This window comes from Ehrlichia japonica (assembly GCF_000632845.1).
Classification (GTDB): Bacteria; Pseudomonadota; Alphaproteobacteria; order Rickettsiales; family Anaplasmataceae; genus Ehrlichia; species Ehrlichia japonica.
Genome location: NZ_CP007474.1, coordinates 763,893 through 783,330, shown reverse-complemented (window position 1 = coordinate 783,330; position 19,438 = coordinate 763,893). Strand labels below are relative to the sequence as shown.

Here is a 19,438-nt window from a genome sequence, read left to right as displayed (position 1 = left end):
ACAGTAAACACTGTTAGTTACACATTTTTTAAAATGTTTTATTTGCTGGAGTTGTTATGTAGTTTTTCTTATAATGGAGGTATTTCCTCTATTAATTTTTTGCTGAAGGCAGAATATACCATATAGTAAAGCTTCTGCTGTTGGAGGGCATCCTGGAACGTAAATATCTACTGGTACTATACGATCACATCCTCTAACTACTGAATATGAATAATGATAATACCCACCGCCGTTAGCACAACTCCCCATTGAGATAACATAACGTGGTTCTGTCATTTGATCATATACTTTACGTAATGCAGGGGCCATCTTATTGGTGAGTGTTCCAGCAATAATCATAACATCTGCTTGCCTAGGACTTGCACGAAACATGACACCATATCTATCTAGATCATATCTACTTGCTGCAGTGTGCATCATTTCTACAGCACAGCAAGCTAACCCAAATGTCATAGGCCATAAAGAATTTGATCTTGCCCAATTTGATATGTAATTGATTAAGTCAGAAAACTGAGTTATCATAAAGCCCTGATGGTTGTAGCTTTGCCAAAATTGATTGTTTAACACAGAATTATTCTCATTTGTCATATTAATTTACTCCCATTCTAGTGCACCTTTGCTCCACTCATATATAAACCCTATTGTTAATATAGTTAAGAAAATCATCATAGACCAAAAACCATTTATACCTATATTTGAAAGACAAATGGACCATGGAAATAAGAATGCTATTTCGAGGTCAAATATAATAAATAGTATTGCTACTAGGTAAAATCGAATATCAAAAATTTTTCTTGAATTTCCAAGAGGTGCGAACCCACATTCATAAGGAGAAAGTTTCTCTAAATCTGGATTACGATTAGCTAAAAGCATTGGTAAAATACAAAAGAGGAATGAGATAAAACCTGAAATTACTAAGAAAATTAAAACAGGGACATATTCAGCAATATTAAACATTTGTATCATATATATACTTTAGTGAATAATTAAATACTTACAGAGTTTTAATTTTATGTCAATTTATTAACATGTATTACACACCCTTTGCTATTAATCATAGCACTAATTGCAGAGGAAGTATAATATATAATTAGCATAAAAACGATAAAGTAACCATTTTATTATAAATTTTATATGCTATATTGGAATAATTTATGTTATTTAGTTATTTTTTTCATTATAGTGTATATGATAAATCTATAATATCATGATAAGTATTTTAATAGGATTTTATTAATTTTTAAGCTAGTGAAAAATTGAGAAAAGGGTTTGTGGAAAAATTCTTTATGTTTATTTTAAGATAAGTAAAAAATTTACTTATATAGTTTAATGATTCTACATGAGTTATTGAAGTAGGTTATTAGTATTTTTGTGCATGGTCAAATGCCTTTTATTGAGAACGTCTTATTTCAGTGAGAAAATATTGTGCTCATAAAGAAATGTTCTTGTTTTATTATAGAGGTACTTTAGGGAGTATATTCTTGAATATGCAGATTTTGGTAAAGTATAAGTATGTTTATTAGGTAACGTATTGCCAAAAGATATTACATATGTTAGGGTTTGAAACATGTATGATTCCTAAGTAATAAGTGCTATTTGTATAACTCTAGGAATACAACAATTCAGTGTCTATTTTCCTAATATTATGACTATACCTATTTTTCTATGTAAGTACATATATAAGGAGTGGAATACTACGTTTACAGTTTGTTATAGGTATCCTATAGTTTGTTATTACGTATTTAAAAGGCCTTTTTAGTGTTTAACTATATTGATGATCAATTTGCATCTTGTTCTTCTTTAAATGGATGCATATGTATCTATGGTGAGAGTAACTATTTTCTTTCTGTATTTGTTATATGTGTTGGTGTATGTGTAGTCTGTGATTATGTATTTTAGAAGCTTTTTAATATCTACTATATTGATGATCAAATTGCATCTTGTTCTTCTTTAAATGGACGCATAGTATCTATGGTGAGAGTAACTATGTTTCTTTCTGTATTTGTTATATGTGCTGGTGTATGTGTAGCCTGTGATTATGTATTTAGAAGCTTTTTAATATCTACTATATTGATGATCAAATTGCATCTTGTTCTTCTTTAAATGGACGCATATGTATTTATGGTGAGTACTATGTTTCTTTCTGTATTTGTTATATGTGCTGGTGTATGTGTAGTCTGTGATTATGTATTTTAGAAGCTTTTTAATATCTACTATATTGATGATCAAATTGCATCTTGTTCTTCTTTAAATGGACGCATATGTATTTATGGTGAGTACTATGTTTCTTTCTGTATTTGTTATATGTGCTGGTGTATGTGTAGTCTGTGATTATGTATTTTAGAAGCTTTTTAATATCTACTATATTGATGATCAAATTGCATCTTGTTCTTCTTTAAATGGACGCATAGTATCTATGGTGAGAGTAACTATGTTTCTTTCTGTATTTGTTATATGTGCTGCTGTATGTACACTCTATTGTTATGTGTTTAAGGCTTTTTAGTATTGAAAAGTTTACTAGAAGTACTATGTTTATGTACTGTAATTTGGTATATCTTTAGAAGATTTTGTCTAATTTTATAATTAAAAATTTAAATAAGGCTTTAAATATGGTCCAGTTGTACTATTGGGGTTTTTAATTATCTCTTCAGGGGTGCCAGTAGCTACTACTTTACCTCCAGCATTTCCTCCATTAGGCCCTATGTCTATTATGTATTCAGCTGTTTTAATGACATGTAAATTGTGTTCTATAACTACTATTGTATTTCCTAAATCGCGTAATTTGTGTAGAACATGTAATAAATTATCTATGTCTGCAAAATGTAATCCTGTAGTTGGTTCATCTAATATGTATAAAGTTTTTCCAGTTGAACGTTTTGATAATTCTTTTGATAATTTTATTCTTTGTGCTTCACCTCCTGATAATGTATTGGATGTTTGGCCTATTTTGATATAACCCATTCCTACGCTGCGTAAAGCATCTAGCTTTTCTTTAATTAATGGTAAATGGATAAAAAATTCGTATGCTTGATCAACTGTCATATCTAATACGTCAGCTATAGATTTTCCTTGATGAGTTACTTCTAACGTTTCTTTATTATAACGCAATCCTTTGCATTGCTCACACTTGACATATACATCAGATAAAAAATGCATTTCTATTTTGATTTGTCCATCTCCTTTACATGTTTCACATCTTCCTCCTTTGGAGTTAAATGAAAACCTACTAATAGTGTATCCTCTTGCTCTTGATAAAGGTAATCCAGCGAACCATGACCTTATGTGAGTAAACAATCCTATATAGGTTGCTGAATTTGATAAAGGAGTTCTACCAATAGGGGATTGGTCTATTTTTATAACTTTATCTATATGTTCTAATCCTGATATGGATATACATTCACCATATGTACAATTGATATTATTTAGCCGATTGATTGCATTCTGATATAGAGTATCGTTTATCAAACTAGATTTTCCGCTTCCAGATACTCCAGTAATGCAAGTAAAAGCATTTAAAGGAATTTTGACATCAATATTTTGTAAATTGTTTTTACGAGCTCCAATAATTTCTATCCATTTATTAAAAGTTCTATGCTTTTTGAAATTGGGTATCGTCTTCTTATTACTAAGATATTGGCCAGTTACACTGTTATGATTATCCATTATTTCTTTTGGAGTTCCAGTTGCAATTACATGCCCTCCGTTTTGCCCTGCCTTTGGGCCTATATCTACTACATAATCTGCATTTATTATTGTTTCTTCGTCATGTTCTACTACTATTACTGTATTTCCTATATCACGTAATGTTTTTAGAGTGTTGATTAACAATGTGTTATCGCGTTGATGTAACCCTATTGAAGGTTCGTCTAGCACATAAATTATTCCTGTTAATCCAGATCCAATTTGTGATGCTAATTTTATTCTTTGACTTTCTCCTCCAGATAATGTTCCTGATTCACGATTGAGTGTTAGATAACCTAATCCAACATTTTTTAAAAATGTTAATCTTTTGATTATTTCATCTAATAGTTTACATGAAATATGTTTCTGCTGTTCGTTTAGTTTAGATGGTAGTGCTTTACACCATGATATTGCTTCTACGACAGATAATTTTGTAAATTCTCCAATATGTTTGTTATCAATTTTTACTGATAATGCTTCCTGTCTTAATCTAAATCCTTGACATTCGCTACATATATTTATAGATGAATATTGTTCGGCTAGTTTTTCAATAACTATATCTTCTTTGTTATTTAAGGCATTTATAATGCCTTCAAATGGCTTGTTTCTAGAAGATTTATATCCTTCATTTTGGTAGTGTATAGGTATTTCTATTTCTTTGCTACCAAATAGAATTATATCTTTTATGTTATCATCTAGTTCTTGCCATGGTGTTGTTAAATCAAATTTATAGTATTTTGCTAATGATAAAATAATGTTTGTGTAATAGTAACTAAAGTGCGAATTTACTTTGTGACGAGTGGCTTTTAGTTCAATTGGACCTATAGGATGTATAGCTCCTTCTAAAATCGATAAGTTATCATTTTTTATAATTAGATTTCTGTCAATGCTGTATTTTTTGCCTATTCCACTACAAGTTCTGCATGATCCATATGATGTATTAAATGAAAATAATCTTGGTTCTATTTCTTCTATGCTGAAGTCTGTTTGAGGGCATGAAAAATTTTCTGAAAAAAATAATACTTGGTTCTTGTGATACGTTTCACTATTGTATTCTTGTGGTAAATCAAGTATTTCTATGTAAATTATACCGTTACCTATTTTTAGCGCAGTTTTTATATTGTCAGTTATATTATCAACATAGTTTTCTAACACTGATATTTGATTTACGATTACGTGAATGTTATGTGTTTTATTCCTATCTAACTGTGGAATGTTGTTAATATCATAAGTAATGTCATCAATTTTTAATAATTTATAGCGTTGTTTTTTTATTTCATATATTTCTTTATTATGATCTCCTTTTTTGTTTCTTATTAGTGTACCTAAAATTGAAATTTTTGTACCTGAAGGTAGTTTGAATATAGTTTCTATTATTTGAGAAAGTGATTGCTTTGTTATAGGTAATCCAGTAGTTGGAGAATATGGAATTCCTATTTTAGCATACATGATTCTTAAGTAGTCGTAAATTTCTGTAATGGTTGATACAGTTGATCTTGAGTTTTTAGATGATAATTTTTGACTTATTGCAATAGTTGGAGAAAGTCCTGTGATTGATTCTACATCTGGTTTTGTACATAAATCTAAAAACTGGCGAGCGTAAGATGATAAACTTTCTACATATTTGCGTTGTCCTTCTGCATATATTGTATCAAATGCAAGACTGGACTTTCCTGATCCACTAACTCCAGTTATTACAATTAACTTGTTCTTTGGAAGATCTATATCTATGTTGTGGAGGTTATGTTCTTTAGCATTACGTATATTGATCAAACCAGCCATATTTAATTTACCACATTAACTAGTAAGTAAAGAGATAGAATTGTTAATCATATATGAAGATTAACAATTTTCCAATTAATTTTGGTAATTAGGTAATAATATATTGTATATAGCTTGAGCACGTATTTTTATTATATGTATGGTTAACTCAATGCTAAAGTGGATATAATTAATTATGTATAGGAAAAGTACTTTTTTGATCATTATTAAGAAATGTCTTAATATTATGATTTATGATATTTCATACCTAGTTATATGTTATGTAAATATCTATTATATCTACGTATATTAGTGTTACATAATATGTCTTATTGTTGTTTTTGGATATTATGTATTATTGAAAACAGCAAGAGGTTCGCTTTGTTCTATATGAAAATTCATGTCTTTATTAAGAACAGAACGTGCTGTAAGCTTTAGTTGGTTTAATATTGCATTAATGAAATTGACTTCTGTTCTTTCTAATATGTGACTCGCTATATTGACATATTCATTTATAATGATTACCGTGTCCGTACTAGAACATATTAATTCACAAACTGCGGTTTTAATGATGGAGATGCTAATCGGATTTATACGCTCTATCGACCATTTATCATTTAAGAACGTTGCAAGGGTTGAATTGATTGTGTTGAATGTTAGCAACATTGTGTTCATAATTTTGAGTAATAACTGATTATCAACTTGCATTAAGTCTAATAACTCCTTTATCTCATATAAGTAATCGATTAAATTATCAATGTCATTTATAGTATAGTTATTAAATATCATGGAATACGTACCTTGTATAGCAAGGAACCTTGTTGTTGTCTTTTTTGAATGCCATAGTTTATGGCATATATTATCTGTCATAATTTCAACTTAAAAATTTATTATGTAATTCAATCATAGCTAGGGCTGCCTTGGCAGCTTTCCCACCGACATTCTTTTTATTCATGTCTGCTCTTGCCATTGCCAATTCTAAACTTCCAGCTGTAATCACTCCAAAACCCATAGGAACAGCATGATGAGTTGCAATTTCACTAAGAGATGTTGTTACTCCCTTGCATACATAGTGATAATGATCTGTTTCTCCTTTTATAACACAACCTAGAGCAATGTACCCATTGTACTGATATCTGTCACTCATTATTGCAAATACTATGGCTGCAGGTATTTCAAAAGACCCAGGAACATGTACTATATCATACTTTACAGGTTTTGAATATTTTTTTAATTGATCTATTGCTCCATCTAATAAAAGATTTGTTATGTCTGAGTAAAACTGTGATGCTACTATTAGTATATTAATATGGTCAGGCATGTTAGTCCTCCTGTTGTATAGTTTTATGAAAATTAAATTTTTTGATTACATAATGCTTGATTATTAATTGTTGCATTATCGTAATTGAATTACTGCATATCCAGTAAATAATTAATCCTGCAGGAAATGACGAAAAAATAAATATGAAAATATAAGGTAAAAACTTCATAAAGTTTGCTTGAGTTTTATCTTGATTTGAAATGTTATTATTGTTTAGTTTTTGTTGTATTATCATAGTAATACCCAGTATAACTGGCAAAATACCAATACAAATAGTTGGATTGAATTTTAACAATCCAAACATTGTCAATATGTTTGCAGTATCAAAACTTGATAAGTCTTTTATCCATAAATAAAATGGAGCATGTCTCATTTCAATTGTAACAAATAATACTTTATACAATGCAAAGAATACAGGTATTTGTATTAATACTGGAATAAACCCAGACATAGGGTTGACATTATTCTTTTTAAAGATAGCTGATATTTCTTTGCTCATTTTATCATTATCGTTTTTGTATAATTCTTTTATTTTTAAGATGTCAGGCTGTAAGTACCTTAATTTAAGCATCGAAATACACGATTTGTGTGATAAGGGAAACATTATTAATTTTATTATTACTGTTAATAGTAATATTGCTAATCCAAAGTTTCCTATAACATTATTGAAGTATTCTAATAAAAGGAAAACAGGTTTAGTGATGAAGTATAAAATCCCAAAATCTACTGCTTTATCAAATAAAGAAATCTTTAAGCTATCTTTGTATTGATCTAATAACTTTAATTCTTTAGCTCCAGCAAATAAATAACTAGTACTGATTACCGTTTTATTTGGATGTGCGATGTAATTATCATGGCTAAAGTCTACTTGAAAACGATCTTTATTGTTATGCTTAGCGTATTTGACGTGGAAGTTTAGCTTACTTTTTTGTAAAACATTTGGGATTAGTGCTGTAAACCAGTATTTATCACCAATCCCAATCCATTGATTCTGATTATCATCTGTATCTTGTTGTTGAATTTTTATATTCTTCTCTTTAGTGATGGCTTTGTATGTCCATTCTTTAAGTGTGTTTCCAAAACTTCCTACAGCCCCTTCATGTGATATCCAGTAAGATTTTTCTGTAGCATATTTAGATCTGTTAATTCGTCCGTAAGGAATTAAATTTACGGTAGCATCAGTATTATTTGTGATTATTTGTTCTACTTTAAACATGTAGTCATTATCTAAGGTGATTTTTATTTTAAAGATAATACCTTGCTTATTATCCCATGTTAAAGTTACAGGGTTGTTTGGAGATAAAGTTGACTTATTTGAGTTCCAAACTGAGGTGTGGTTAGGTAAAGTGATTTTGTGTTTAGGATCTATCCATCCAAATTCAATAAAGTATACATCTTCTGTTTCTTCTGGAGAAAGTAATACTATTCCTTCAGAGTTATTATTTGGTGTAACATGATAATTTTTAAATGTTAGATCATCAAACTGTGCTCCCTTTAATGATATTGATCCATTTATTTTTTTATTGGATAACTTAAGCCGTAGGTTAGTGTTACTTTCTATAACTTCAGATCGCGTTTTATGTGTAAAGCTATCATCGAATTCTGGAATCATGGCATCAGAACTTGTATTATCTTCTGTAGCATGTTGTGTGGTAAAAAATTTATCGTATACAAATCTCCACCCCATCATGATCAATACAGATAAAATGACAGCTAATATTAAATTACGAACTTCTATCATATTGCTTAATGAGCACCTTAATAAAATTTAGTGTAGCATATAGCTTTTTTTAAATCAATAAGGCAATATAAATATCAAGTGTGTTAATTTTATTAATTGATAATATATCAAAAATACTTCTGAAATGAATTGATTTTAGGTGCTGAACTGAAGAAAAATGTTATATGATCATTATCTTAGGAATTAAACTTAATTTGTGATTTTAAAGTTGTATGTTAGTTATGGATATTTTTAGAGAATTTAGAAAAAATATATAAAAATGATATAGTAATATTAAGTAAAGTGATTCATTATAGAATTTATATCACTGTGCAGTAATAAAGTAAATCATTTAAGTTATTACAGTAAGTATTCTGTATAATTAAGTTTTTTGTAAATATCTCTTAAGTTCTTGATTTATAGTATCACTTAATAGAATAATTGTTAATCCATTAGGTATTGTGAGGAATATAAAGAGCAGTTCTCCTAATTGAGATATAGGTACTATGTTTTTTGATAATCCACTGATTACGATTATGCACATTATAAGTGTTCTACATAATATAATATGACGTGAACTTCCAAATATATATTTCCATGATATTTCACAGTAATAGGAATATGTGATAATTGATGAAAATGCAAAAGCAAATACAATAAAAGGAAATATAACGTATTCACAAATCGGACAAATATTAGAAAATATATTATTAATTGTTATTGCACTACTGCTACTATTTATGTGGTTATAAGATCCAGTGAGTATGACTACTATTCCTGTAATAAATGATACAAGTACAGTGTCAATAAATGGTTCAAGCATTGCAGTGCATCCTACTCTTGCAGGTTCAGTGTCATTTGTTGAAGCATGTATTATGGGAGAAGTTCCAACTCCGGCTTCGTTTGCAAAAACTGATCTTCTAACTCCTGCAATAAGGGATCCTATTGCTCCTCCAGTGACACTATTTCCTCCTATCATTCCATGTAACATTATACTTAGTGTAGAGAGTAGTTGGTCTAAATGACTAATAATAATAGCTGTACATATGGTTATGTATAGTATCACCATTATAGGGGACAGTTTTGTCATGATTTTTGCAATGCGTGTTATTCCTCCCATTATCACTAATCCACTTAATAATGTTAATATTAAAACAATAATACTACAGTTTACTTGATGGAAAGTGTTGCTTAATAGTATAGTTGCTTGATTTGATTGAAATGATATTCCTCCAAAAGACATAGCTATTATCATGATAATAGCGTATATGTATGCTGTTATTTTTCCTGTTTTCACTAATCCTAGTTCAGCTAATCCACATCTGATGTATTGAAAGGGACCTCCTATATTATTTTGCTTTTCTAGTAAATAGTATTTAAATCCTAATGTTACTTCGGCAAATTTTACTGACATGCCTAAAATGCCTATTATTATCATCCATAATACTGCTCCTGGACCTCCTGTGGAAATTGCTATAACTACTCCTGAAATTGTTCCTAATCCTATAGTACCAGATATTGCTGTGATAAATGCTTGAATATTAGAAATAGTATAATTGTTTTTATTTCTAGGCGAATTTATTAAAATATTTAGAGCGTGTTTGAAAAGTCTTATATTGATGAATTTAAATTTTATAGTGCAAAATGTTCCTAGATATATTATCCATAGAATAATTAATGGAATTCGGAATACTGTAAGAGAAAAAATGGACTCTAATATTTTAGAGAGATATGGAAAAAAGTCTGTAGGCCCAAGGTTTATCATAGTGATCTATATATATGGTACTATTTTATTGGCTTGCCTTTAGTTTTATACATAATATATATGTATAGTGCACTACTTACGGGGATTGATAATATATACATCATTCCAACAACTGGAAATGTTATCCATGGTTTTGTTATTGCAAATACAATAAATATACCAAACAGTAGAATGAATATATAAGATAAGTTTTTTGGTATATAGAGATGTTTTGCAGAAAATGTAGGAATATTGCTTGCTGATAAGAATGCAATAACAGCAAAATATATTGCTACATTATTTTGATCAGATAAGTTTTGAACTAACCAATGATTATCATGATAGTAAAAAGTTAGCATTATTGGAATTAATGATAATACTGCTCCCAGTGGTGCAGGTACTCCTACAAAAAAAAATTTATGCCAATCTAATTTTTTTTCTTCGTATAAAGACATATTGAATCTGGCAAGTCTAATTGACATACACATTACAAACATCATCACTAGCATCCAACCTATTACTTTAATTTGCTTGAGAGACCAAAAGTATAATAAAAATGCCGGAGCAGCGCCAAAATTTAAAAAATCTGCAAAAGAATCAAGCTGAGCACCAAAACCACTAGTGGAATTAAGTAATCTGGCAATCCTACCATCCATTCCATCTATGAGTGCTGCTATGATGATAAACATGACAGCAGACTCCCATTTACCAATAAAGGTAAATTTTATAGAGGTCAAACCAGCACATAAACCTAATAGGGTAACTATATTAGGAAATAACCTAGCGATAGGAAAAAACTTGCCACTTTGTTCCTCTTTCATATTATTATATAGACTTAACTGTTAATTGTTTAGGAGCTTCTTGCAGGTATGCTAAAATAGTTTCTCCACCTATAACCGTTTGTCCTATAAATGCTGATACGTGGACACTTAATGGTAAATACAGATTAACCCGACTGCCGAATCTAATAATACCAAATCTCTCACCGGAATTAACATTTTGACCTTCGTATGCATTGCATACTATACGTCGCGCTACTAATCCTGCAATTTGATCTATAATAATCGAGTGGCTATCAAGTTTAGATTCAATAACTAACCTTTGTCTCTCATTTAACTCACTTGACTTATTTAGCGAAGCTAATAAAAATCTTCCTGGTATATATTCTGTACTCTTAATAATTCCAGATACAGGAATTCGATTTACATGAACATTCAATATGTTTAAAAAAATACTAATGCATACTACTTGTGTAGAGTTATCCATAGGAGAGTTGACTTCCTTAATGTCTAATATTACACCGTCAGCTGGGCTAAGAACTAGATTATCTCCTTCTGGTACTACACGTACAGGGTCACGAAAAAAATATATGCACAATAATGACATAACTAAACAAATTATTCCTAAGCTGCAAGAAATAGCAAATCCAATGCAAGACATAAGGAATGATATCATTATAAATATATATCCCTCCCTGTGGATGTTATGAATAAAATTGTAAAGCATTACTCGACCTCAGACTTTTTAAGAGATTATAAACTTTGCAATATTTTATGCAATTAATATTTGATAGATTTATGTAATTTATAGATATACCGTTACAGTTGCGCTGTTTTGTGTGTTATTTTAATACTAAGAATGTGGATCTCAATTAGTATAATTAAATTTGCTATTTAAAGTTTTAGCAGTATTTTTATTTATCATGTTAGTTGTAAAATGTCAGAATTTTTAAATATTCTACTAACAATACTAGCTTAGTAATTTTTGTAATAATGAAATGAAGAATTTATAGTGTATAGAGTTGATATCAATTGAATATTGAGTATATTTGAGTAGTGTCATAGGTAAGGTGTTACGTCAATGTTTTTATTTAGTTGTAATTTATATCAGTAACAATCTATTTTACTACTTAATATATTTGCTTGGATTATGGTTGAATGAAGCATTAAGGATTAAAAGAGATGTTAAATATATTGGGAAACTTAAGGAAAAGATATTATCTTATTTAAGTTTATAATATGTAGGAATCTACTTACTGTTTAGTACGTCTTTCTAGGTGACATTTAGTAAAATTTAATATAGAAGCGCTGAGTGTGTTGTGTAATTCATAAGGAAGGTGTTAAGTAGTGTTTTTATTTAGTCATAATTTATGTAGGCAGTAATCTATCCACTGTTTGGTGCATTTTTCTTGCAAGTTATTTTGTTTAAGTCTTTCACTTAAGAATTTGAAATCTACGTAATTTGCATACTGGTCTTGATTATTACAGCTATATATAAAATTTTCCTGCTTTGTTATTGGATCTATATGTTTTTGTAAACATTGAGCACATATTTCTTTCATCATGCACTGCATGGGAGAATTAATGGATGCTATAACTTTAATCTCTTTTTTAAAAAGAATACGTAACTGATTGAATATAGCATGTGATACTGCATCCATCATATGGCTTGAACCAATGATAATAATTCGATCTACAGAATCTAAGGGTATGTCAGTATCTTTTGACAAATGATTGTTATATTGAATTATGCCATCAATTATATTTCCGTGATAAGATTTATCGTGGGTTCTTCTTGGTTCAATCATTTTTTCATCGCAACACCATACTACAGTATTTGATGATTCTTCTATAGATGATGGTTCAAATACATCTTCTACTTTTTTATATCCTGCAAAATATAAAACTTTACAGTTATTTGATAATAATGCTTTGCCTATTGAGAATAATACAGCATTGCCTACTCCTCCACCTATTAAGATTATGTTTTGATTGTGAGGAATTTCTGTTGGGGTTCCAGTAGGGCCCATGAAAATAATAGGTTCGTTTTTTTTAAGATAATTACATAAATGGCTAGATCCTCCTGTATTCAATACTATAGTTGATATTAATCCTTTCTTCTTATCTACAGAAACTCCTGTTAATGCTAAGCTTTCCATTGCTAATTGTGTATTTTCTATATTTAAGCTGTTACATTCAAAATTTTGTAATCTGTAGAATTGTCCAGGTTTAAAATTTGCTGCTGCAAGAGGAGCTAAAATAGTAAGTTTAGTGATAGTTTTTGTAATATGTTCTATGTTTACTATATATGCTTTTAGCTTGTGGTTTAGTTTTGTTAGTAATTGGGTCTCTTTTGTTGGTGAACATTGTTTTAATATCTGTGTTATAATTGGATATCCATTTTTAGCACTTGCCATTGCTTTAACTACACTGCCTCTATATGGCAAATGTAGATCTCCGAAAATACTAATTTTTTTATCATGTGATATAAATATGCTATCTTTTTTTGTAAATTTTGGAGATGCAGTTATTATTATGCTGTTGCCTTGTAAATCAAAGGTATGGGTGAAATCTTGACCTAATGCACAAAATTGTTGATTTTCTTTTATGCTAATTAAGTTTGGTTTAGTCCCTGCTGCAATTATGATGGTTTTTGTAGGAAGTGTTTTTTTATTATTGTATTGATCAATCAATATAATATTACTTATGTGATTGTACTGATCAGTTATCATTTTATATGGTTGTAAATTTTCTATAAAGTATATTCCTTCTGCTAGTGCATTGTTTATTTCGTCACTATTTAATTTATAACTTGGAGCATCTAACAACTGATTTCTATAAACAATAGTAACTCCTCCCCATAATTGTAGTAGCTCGATAATTTTTTCTTGTCTATTTTCTGCTTTAGCTAATATTTTTTCTTTTCTGATTTGAATTGCATGGCTTAAAAATTCATTTGCAATGATTTTTTCTTCTTCTGTCCAGTTTGCTTCTATGTGTGATTTGCCATAAATTTTTGTCAGTGCTTCGTATCTTGTAAGGAATTTTTCTACTTGCAATGGATAATATGCAAGAGCTTCTGTTGCTGCATCTATTGCTGTTAATCCTCCGCCTATGATGATGATGGGTAGTCTGATTTGTAAATTGGCAATTGAATTTATTCTTGCAGCCCCAGTCAATTGTAGTGACATTAAAAAGTCTGATGCCATGCGTACTCCTCGTGCCAAAGAGTTATGTACATTGATTATATTTGGACTGCCGGATCCTGTTGCGAGAGCAATATGGTGAAATCCCATTTCAAAAGCATTTTCTGTTGTTAATGTACTGCCAAATCTTATTCCTCCATACATTGCAAAATTTTTTCTTCTCTCTAGTATCAGCCTTGCTATTTTTAGATAATTTTTGTTCCATCTTGCAGTAATCCCATATTCAGACACTCCTCCAAATCCGTGAGGTACACGTTCATTTAGATTTTCGTATAATTCTGTTTTTACATTTTTGATTAATTTGAATTCTGTTTTCTCTCCGAATTGAGTAACTCCGGAAATATGTTGTGGTAAAGGTTCAATTTTTAATCCGTCTATTGCAACAACAGTGTGTCCATCATTTAGAAGATGATGTGATAGGTTAATTCCTGCTGGACCTAGCCCTATGACCAGTATATTTTTATTTGTATGTACTTGAGGGAATGGTCGTTCAAAATTTATAGGATTCCACCTGGTGAGTAATGAGTATATTTCAAATCCATAACTTAAAGCGAGAACATTGTTGACAATTTGAGTCTCAACCATTGGTATGTTTACAGGATCTTGTTTTTGGTAAATGCACGATTTAGTGCAGTCATTACAAATATGATATCCTGTTAAAACACATAACGGATTATCAATCATAGCAATTGCTAACGCTGCTATAGTATATCCTTGCGATTTTAGTAAGTTCATTTCTGATATTTTTTCTTCTAAAGGGCAGCCATGCAATTCTATGGATAGTGTTGATTTTTTAAATGAATTGTTGTTTTCTAATAATCCTTTTGAGCAACTGTCTTTATTTTGTTTGTGGCAAAAAATACAATAATGACAGTCATTTAAGGCTTGATATAAGCTAGGTTCTTTATGGGTGAGGCTAAAGCCATATCTGCGTTTGAGACGCTCTGATGTCATTACAGTTGTATTGTTGTTGATAATTTTTGTCGTTGTAGGAACTAAATTGTTAAAATCTATTTTGTTTGGTACATTGAATAAAATACTATCTGATTTCGAATGTACCATATATGCAGCGTATTTAGCTGTAATGTCTAGGTTTTCTGAATATTTTTCTTGATCTTCAAACCATAGTAATACTTGTTGAACAAATTCTTTCTCTTGAATAGGTAGTTTAAATATCTGGCTAATTTGCTGTATTATTTCTGATATGTCTAAATTGTTAATGTTTGGATATTTTTTAAGAGCATAACGTTGTATAAATAATCTTTTACATTTATATATTTCTGAAAATTCTTTGTGTGCATTTTGTTGTGTTACTACTTCATTTTCAATTTTAAATAATTTTGCTATGAAACTCTCAACCATATATGAAAGGTCTATAATACATGATGTATTGTCAGATTTAATATCTTTCTGACGCTCTTTAATTAATACGTTGTGTAGATCTTCGTTATTAGACTGTAGATATGATAAAAATAGATTATCTAATTTTACTAAACCTTCTCTGGTATATAGATTTTGTACAGTAAGTTCGAATTCTAACATAATTTTTTTATAAAGAGTGTAACATATTAGTTGAAATATGATAATTTTATATTATAAATGTTGAAAGTTGTAGTTATCAGTTCTATTTTTAAACACTAAAATTATGACTGGTAAATTGTGTTTATTATAATTGGTATATTAAAATATATATCATTGATATATCCATTATAATTATAAGATTATTAATATTAAAGGATTGCTGTTAGTATACATTATAATTTACTATATGTGTTCATTCTAAATCTCATCTAAGCTTATTATTATTTTTTTTTAATTTATATGATGATTATGTGTTCTAGTCATTGGTAAGATGTTATGTATAAAATAAAATCTTAATAAAAATTGGTATGAACTTATACTAAATGATTGATAAAAGGTCCTTGTTATATAATTGATAACAGGATATATTTATGAGTAAAGTTACTATAGGTATTTATTTTTCTTGAATTACTTGTGCTTTAAGAATAAAATTCCGAAGTTGTAGTTTTTTGTTTATGAAAGATGGCGGAAAGAGGGAGTGATATTAGGCCTGGGCATATATTAGAACATAATAATGCTTTGTATTTAGTTGTAAAAGTTATGCATACTCAGCCAGGTAAAGGTGGAGCCTATATACAAGCTGAAATGAAAAATTTAAAAACTGGTACTAAACAGCATGAGAGGTTTCGTGCAGATGGAGATATAAAGCGGGCTATTGTTGATGAATCTGATTATCAGTATATCTATGGTGATGGTTCAATGATTACTATCATGCACCTTAAGACTTATGAGCAGCTTACAATTAGTAAAGATATATTAGGCGATAAGAGTGTATATTTGAAGGATAATATTATTATTACTTTAGTGTTTTATAATGGAGAAATAATATCTGCTAAGGTGCCAGATTATGTAACTCTTCAAGTAGTTGAAACCGAAGCTGTCATTAAAGGGCAGACAGTTTCTTCTTCTGCTTATAAAGTAGCAATGTTAGAAAATAATCAACGTATTAGCGTCCCTACATTTATTAAGCCTGGAGATAAAATAGTTGTGTATACTCCAGATGATAGCTATTATGAGCGAGCAAAGGGATAGTGTTAATTAATTTAATATTTGTATTCTTGTAGAAGGGCATGTTCTGCAACATATGCTGGACTAGTTCTATTCTTTGTTTGTGTCTATAAAGACGTTGTAAATAAAAATGTATCTGGCTATTTATTGAGTTCTATTTATATGTTGGGTAGCTACTTAATTATAGAGTCATATTAAAAGTAAGGAGTTGTAAATGTCTGTAATTTTTTCTTCTGTTACTAATATTATGTTAAAATCAGTGAGACAATCATCTAGGGCTTTAATTAGAGATTTTAGTGAAATCCGGTATATGCAATCTTCTTATACTGCTGCAAGTAATTTTACTCGATCTGCTTATTTGAGGTCAAAAAAAATTATTACTGATGGATTATATAGTTATCGACAAGATTATGGAATTATATTTGATGATACTAGAAATGTATCTGAGGTTGGAGAAAATTTTTGGTTTGTTAACCCAATAGATAGTAGAACTAATTTTATAAATTATTTGCCTTATTTTGCTACGTTAATTGCTTTTTTTCGTCATGGAGAGCCTGTTGCTGCTATAATTGATGCTCCAATACTGAAAGAAACTTTTTACGTAGAAAAAGGGGTAGGTGCTTTCTCAGAAAATGTGCAATCTCGTTATATAAAAATGCATGTAGGAAATAAACAAAGTATAAGTAGGGCTGTAATTGATTTTGTTATTACACATCTTAGTGTTGGTATGATTGATAGTCAGCTTAATTCTCAGGCTGTTATAATACGTGCTATGGGTTCTATGGCTTTGGGATTTTCCTATTTGTGTTCAGCATCTTATGATGCCTTAATTTATTCTAATATTAATAAATATCAAGCTGCTGTGGGTAAGTTATTTGTTGAAGAAAGTAAAGGCAAAATTGTATGTGATAATGATTTGTTTATAGCTAGTAATTTTACCTTATGTGATTATTTAAGAAAGAAATTTAATAATGAGTAAGTAAAGTTATAAAATTTAGTATTAGATATTCTATGTTGTCTTTTTTAGGATAGCTTGATATTGCAATGCAGAAAAATTTATTCATAATCTGCTATAAGTTAAACATTTACTTATTTTACAAAATGTAGTATCAGCTTAACGTGGATATGTTAGGGACCTACATTAATAAATGCAGAGGAAATTTTGTATTATTGTAGTATGTTTTTTGGCAGAGGTTATGGTATTATCATGTGATTGGTTTATAAATGGATTGTATTTTATTATGATTTCTGAGTAGTAAAATGATAGAAGTTGATAAGTGATGTGTATGTTTTTAGGTTGTGGGAGTTTATTAAAGGTTAGTTATTCCTTTATGTGCTATTTTAAAAAGCTTGGATAATAATAAGTAAATGTTGTAAGAAAGACGTAATTCTAGTGAATTGTGGAACCTAGTGGGTGTGTACATATGTGTGTTTAGTTTAAGTATAGATTTTGTTAAGAGTTTGTGGTTCCTTTGTATGCTATTTTAAAAACTTGGGTGATGATAGATAAATATTATACTGTACAAGAAGATGATCAGAATGTAAGAATAGATAAGTTTATTAGAAGAGAATTAAAAATCCCTCAATCTTTGGTTGAGAAGTTTTTACGTAAGGGTGTGATATTACTTGATAATGTGAAGGTAAAATCTGATACAAGGGTTAATGTTGGGAATGTAATTTATATAAAATATAATGAGGTTATCTGTGAAAAGAAACAAACTAAAAAAATTTCTGAGGCTGATAGTGATTTTCTAGTTAGTTTGATTCGTAATAATATTTTATATGAAGATGATAATGTATTGGTGATTAATAAACCTGCTGGCATTTCTGTTCAGGGTGGTACTAAGGTTAAAGTTAGTATTAGTGATATTGTAGATAAAATTATAGATGGAGAATCTATGAAAATTGTTCATAGATTGGATAAAGATACTAGCGGTGTTTTGATATTAGCTCGTAATGCAAGAGTATCCAGGTTAATTATGCAAGAATTTAAGAATAGAAGGGTAAGAAAGAAATATTTAGCATTGACCCAAGGGATTCCAGAAAATGATATTGGTCAGATTAATCATTCTATTATTAAGAACAAACATAGTCTTCCTTTAGAAAAAATTAATAACTCATGTTTACAAGAAGCTATTACTTTATTTTCTGTATTGAAGAAGTTACCTTATGATGTTGGATTGCTTGAATTGAAGCCTATTACTGGAAGAAAGCATCAAATTAGGATACATTTATCACAAATTGGGTGCTCTATTATTGGTGATAAGAAATATGGTAAATTTTGTAAACATATATTAAATGATCACTTACAATTACATGCATCTTTTTTATCAATTTACATAGGGACTAAAGAGTTAACATTTACTGCTCCTATCCCATCTTATATGGAAGATACAATTCTATATTTAGAGAAATTGTTATAGTTGTTGTTATGAGTAGAAATATAAAACTTATATTAAAAGCATTGTATTTATAAATGTTCAATAATATGACATCTACTTGTAGTTACTGTAAGGGTTATATAAATGGTATATTCAGTTATTGCTAAGTGTATAGGCTCTAAAGTATAATGTGTTTATAAACTACAAATGAAATTTAGAACTATCTGATTCTTTAAAATTAAAACTGTAATTGGAT

13 protein-coding genes are annotated in these 19,438 nt (G+C 29.3%); 3 read left to right on the top strand and 10 right to left on the bottom strand.

Going from position 1 to position 19,438, the window contains the following annotated elements; all coding sequences use genetic code 11:
- Nucleotides 1-54: 54 nt before the first annotated feature.
- The 10 genes from EHF_RS03115 to EHF_RS03070 form a co-directional block, all read right to left on the bottom strand.
- Nucleotides 55-588 carry a NuoB/complex I 20 kDa subunit family protein gene (locus EHF_RS03115; RefSeq protein WP_044195115.1) on the bottom strand — a complete coding sequence of 178 codons (534 nt, stop codon included), beginning with the start codon at nt 586-588 and terminating at the stop codon, nt 55-57.
- Nucleotides 589-594: 6 nt separating this feature from the next.
- Nucleotides 595-966 carry an NADH-quinone oxidoreductase subunit A gene (locus EHF_RS03110; RefSeq protein WP_084475737.1) on the bottom strand — a complete coding sequence of 124 codons (372 nt, stop codon included), beginning with the start codon at nt 964-966 and terminating at the stop codon, nt 595-597.
- 1,617 nt (nt 967-2,583) lie between these two features.
- A complete protein-coding gene (gene uvrA, locus EHF_RS03105) occupies nt 2,584-5,463 on the bottom strand; it encodes an excinuclease ABC subunit UvrA (protein WP_044195112.1) in 2,880 nt (959 codons plus the stop codon).
- A gap of 327 nt (nt 5,464-5,790) precedes the next feature.
- Complete coding sequence (locus EHF_RS03100) at nt 5,791-6,312, bottom strand: transcription antitermination protein NusB (RefSeq protein WP_044195110.1); 522 nt, start codon at nt 6,310-6,312, stop codon at nt 5,791-5,793.
- A gap of 4 nt (nt 6,313-6,316) precedes the next feature.
- Nucleotides 6,317-6,763 carry a 6,7-dimethyl-8-ribityllumazine synthase gene (locus tag EHF_RS03095; RefSeq protein ID WP_044195106.1) on the bottom strand — a complete coding sequence of 149 codons (447 nt, stop codon included), beginning with the start codon at nt 6,761-6,763 and terminating at the stop codon, nt 6,317-6,319.
- 1 nt (nt 6,764) lies between these two features.
- A complete protein-coding gene (gene yidC / locus EHF_RS03090) occupies nt 6,765-8,504 on the bottom strand; it encodes a membrane protein insertase YidC (RefSeq protein WP_044195104.1) in 1,740 nt (579 codons plus the stop codon).
- Between the two features lie 361 nt (nt 8,505-8,865).
- Nucleotides 8,866-10,248, bottom strand: coding sequence for an alanine/glycine:cation symporter family protein (locus tag EHF_RS03085; RefSeq protein ID WP_044195102.1), 1,383 nt, complete (start codon nt 10,246-10,248; stop codon nt 8,866-8,868).
- A 20-nt stretch (nt 10,249-10,268) separates the two neighbouring features.
- Complete coding sequence (locus tag EHF_RS03080; protein WP_044195099.1) at nt 10,269-11,048, bottom strand: CDP-alcohol phosphatidyltransferase family protein; 780 nt, start codon at nt 11,046-11,048, stop codon at nt 10,269-10,271.
- 4 nt (nt 11,049-11,052) lie between these two features.
- Nucleotides 11,053-11,733: a phosphatidylserine decarboxylase gene (locus EHF_RS03075; RefSeq protein WP_044195097.1), complete on the bottom strand. Its 681-nt coding sequence runs from the start codon at nt 11,731-11,733 to the stop codon at nt 11,053-11,055.
- A gap of 634 nt (nt 11,734-12,367) precedes the next feature.
- The gene (locus tag EHF_RS03070; protein WP_044195094.1) at nt 12,368-15,754 is read right to left on the bottom strand and encodes an FAD-dependent oxidoreductase; all 3,387 of its coding nucleotides are present in this window, start codon (nt 15,752-15,754) and stop codon (nt 12,368-12,370) included.
- Nucleotides 15,755-16,255: 501 nt separating this feature from the next.
- Here EHF_RS03070 and efp point away from each other — a divergent pair.
- The 3 genes from efp to EHF_RS03055 all read left to right on the top strand — a co-directional run bounded on the left by efp (nt 16,256) and on the right by EHF_RS03055 (nt 19,224).
- Nucleotides 16,256-16,825, top strand: a complete 570-nt coding sequence (gene efp, locus EHF_RS03065; protein ID WP_044195091.1) for an elongation factor P — start codon at nt 16,256-16,258, stop codon at nt 16,823-16,825.
- 190 nt (nt 16,826-17,015) lie between these two features.
- Nucleotides 17,016-17,780 carry an inositol monophosphatase family protein gene (locus tag EHF_RS03060; protein ID WP_044195089.1) on the top strand — a complete coding sequence of 255 codons (765 nt, stop codon included), beginning with the start codon at nt 17,016-17,018 and terminating at the stop codon, nt 17,778-17,780.
- 520 nt (nt 17,781-18,300) lie between these two features.
- A complete protein-coding gene (locus EHF_RS03055; protein WP_044195888.1) occupies nt 18,301-19,224 on the top strand; it encodes an RluA family pseudouridine synthase in 924 nt (307 codons plus the stop codon).
- The last annotated feature ends 214 nt before the right edge of the window (nt 19,225-19,438 follow it).

Bases quoted from the DNA above. Each gene is read 5' to 3' on its own strand.
- EHF_RS03115 (WP_044195115.1), bottom strand. From the start codon at position 588: ATGACAAATGAGAATAATTCTGTGTTAAACAATCAATTTTGGCAAAGC.
- EHF_RS03110 (WP_084475737.1), bottom strand. From the start codon at position 966: ATGATACAAATGTTTAATATTGCTGAATATGTCCCTGTTTTAATTTTC.
- uvrA (WP_044195112.1), bottom strand. From the start codon at position 5,463: ATGGCTGGTTTGATCAATATACGTAATGCTAAAGAACATAACCTCCAC.
- EHF_RS03100 (WP_044195110.1), bottom strand. From the start codon at position 6,312: ATGACAGATAATATATGCCATAAACTATGGCATTCAAAAAAGACAACA.
- EHF_RS03095 (WP_044195106.1), bottom strand. From the start codon at position 6,763: ATGCCTGACCATATTAATATACTAATAGTAGCATCACAGTTTTACTCA.
- yidC (WP_044195104.1), bottom strand. From the start codon at position 8,504: ATGATAGAAGTTCGTAATTTAATATTAGCTGTCATTTTATCTGTATTG.
- EHF_RS03085 (WP_044195102.1), bottom strand. From the start codon at position 10,248: ATGATAAACCTTGGGCCTACAGACTTTTTTCCATATCTCTCTAAAATA.
- EHF_RS03080 (WP_044195099.1), bottom strand. From the start codon at position 11,048: ATGAAAGAGGAACAAAGTGGCAAGTTTTTTCCTATCGCTAGGTTATTT.
- EHF_RS03075 (WP_044195097.1), bottom strand. From the start codon at position 11,733: ATGCTTTACAATTTTATTCATAACATCCACAGGGAGGGATATATATTT.
- EHF_RS03070 (WP_044195094.1), bottom strand. From the start codon at position 15,754: ATGTTAGAATTCGAACTTACTGTACAAAATCTATATACCAGAGAAGGT.
- efp (WP_044195091.1), top strand. From the start codon at position 16,256: ATGGCGGAAAGAGGGAGTGATATTAGGCCTGGGCATATATTAGAACAT.
- EHF_RS03060 (WP_044195089.1), top strand. From the start codon at position 17,016: ATGTCTGTAATTTTTTCTTCTGTTACTAATATTATGTTAAAATCAGTG.
- EHF_RS03055 (WP_044195888.1), top strand. From the start codon at position 18,301: ATGATAGATAAATATTATACTGTACAAGAAGATGATCAGAATGTAAGA.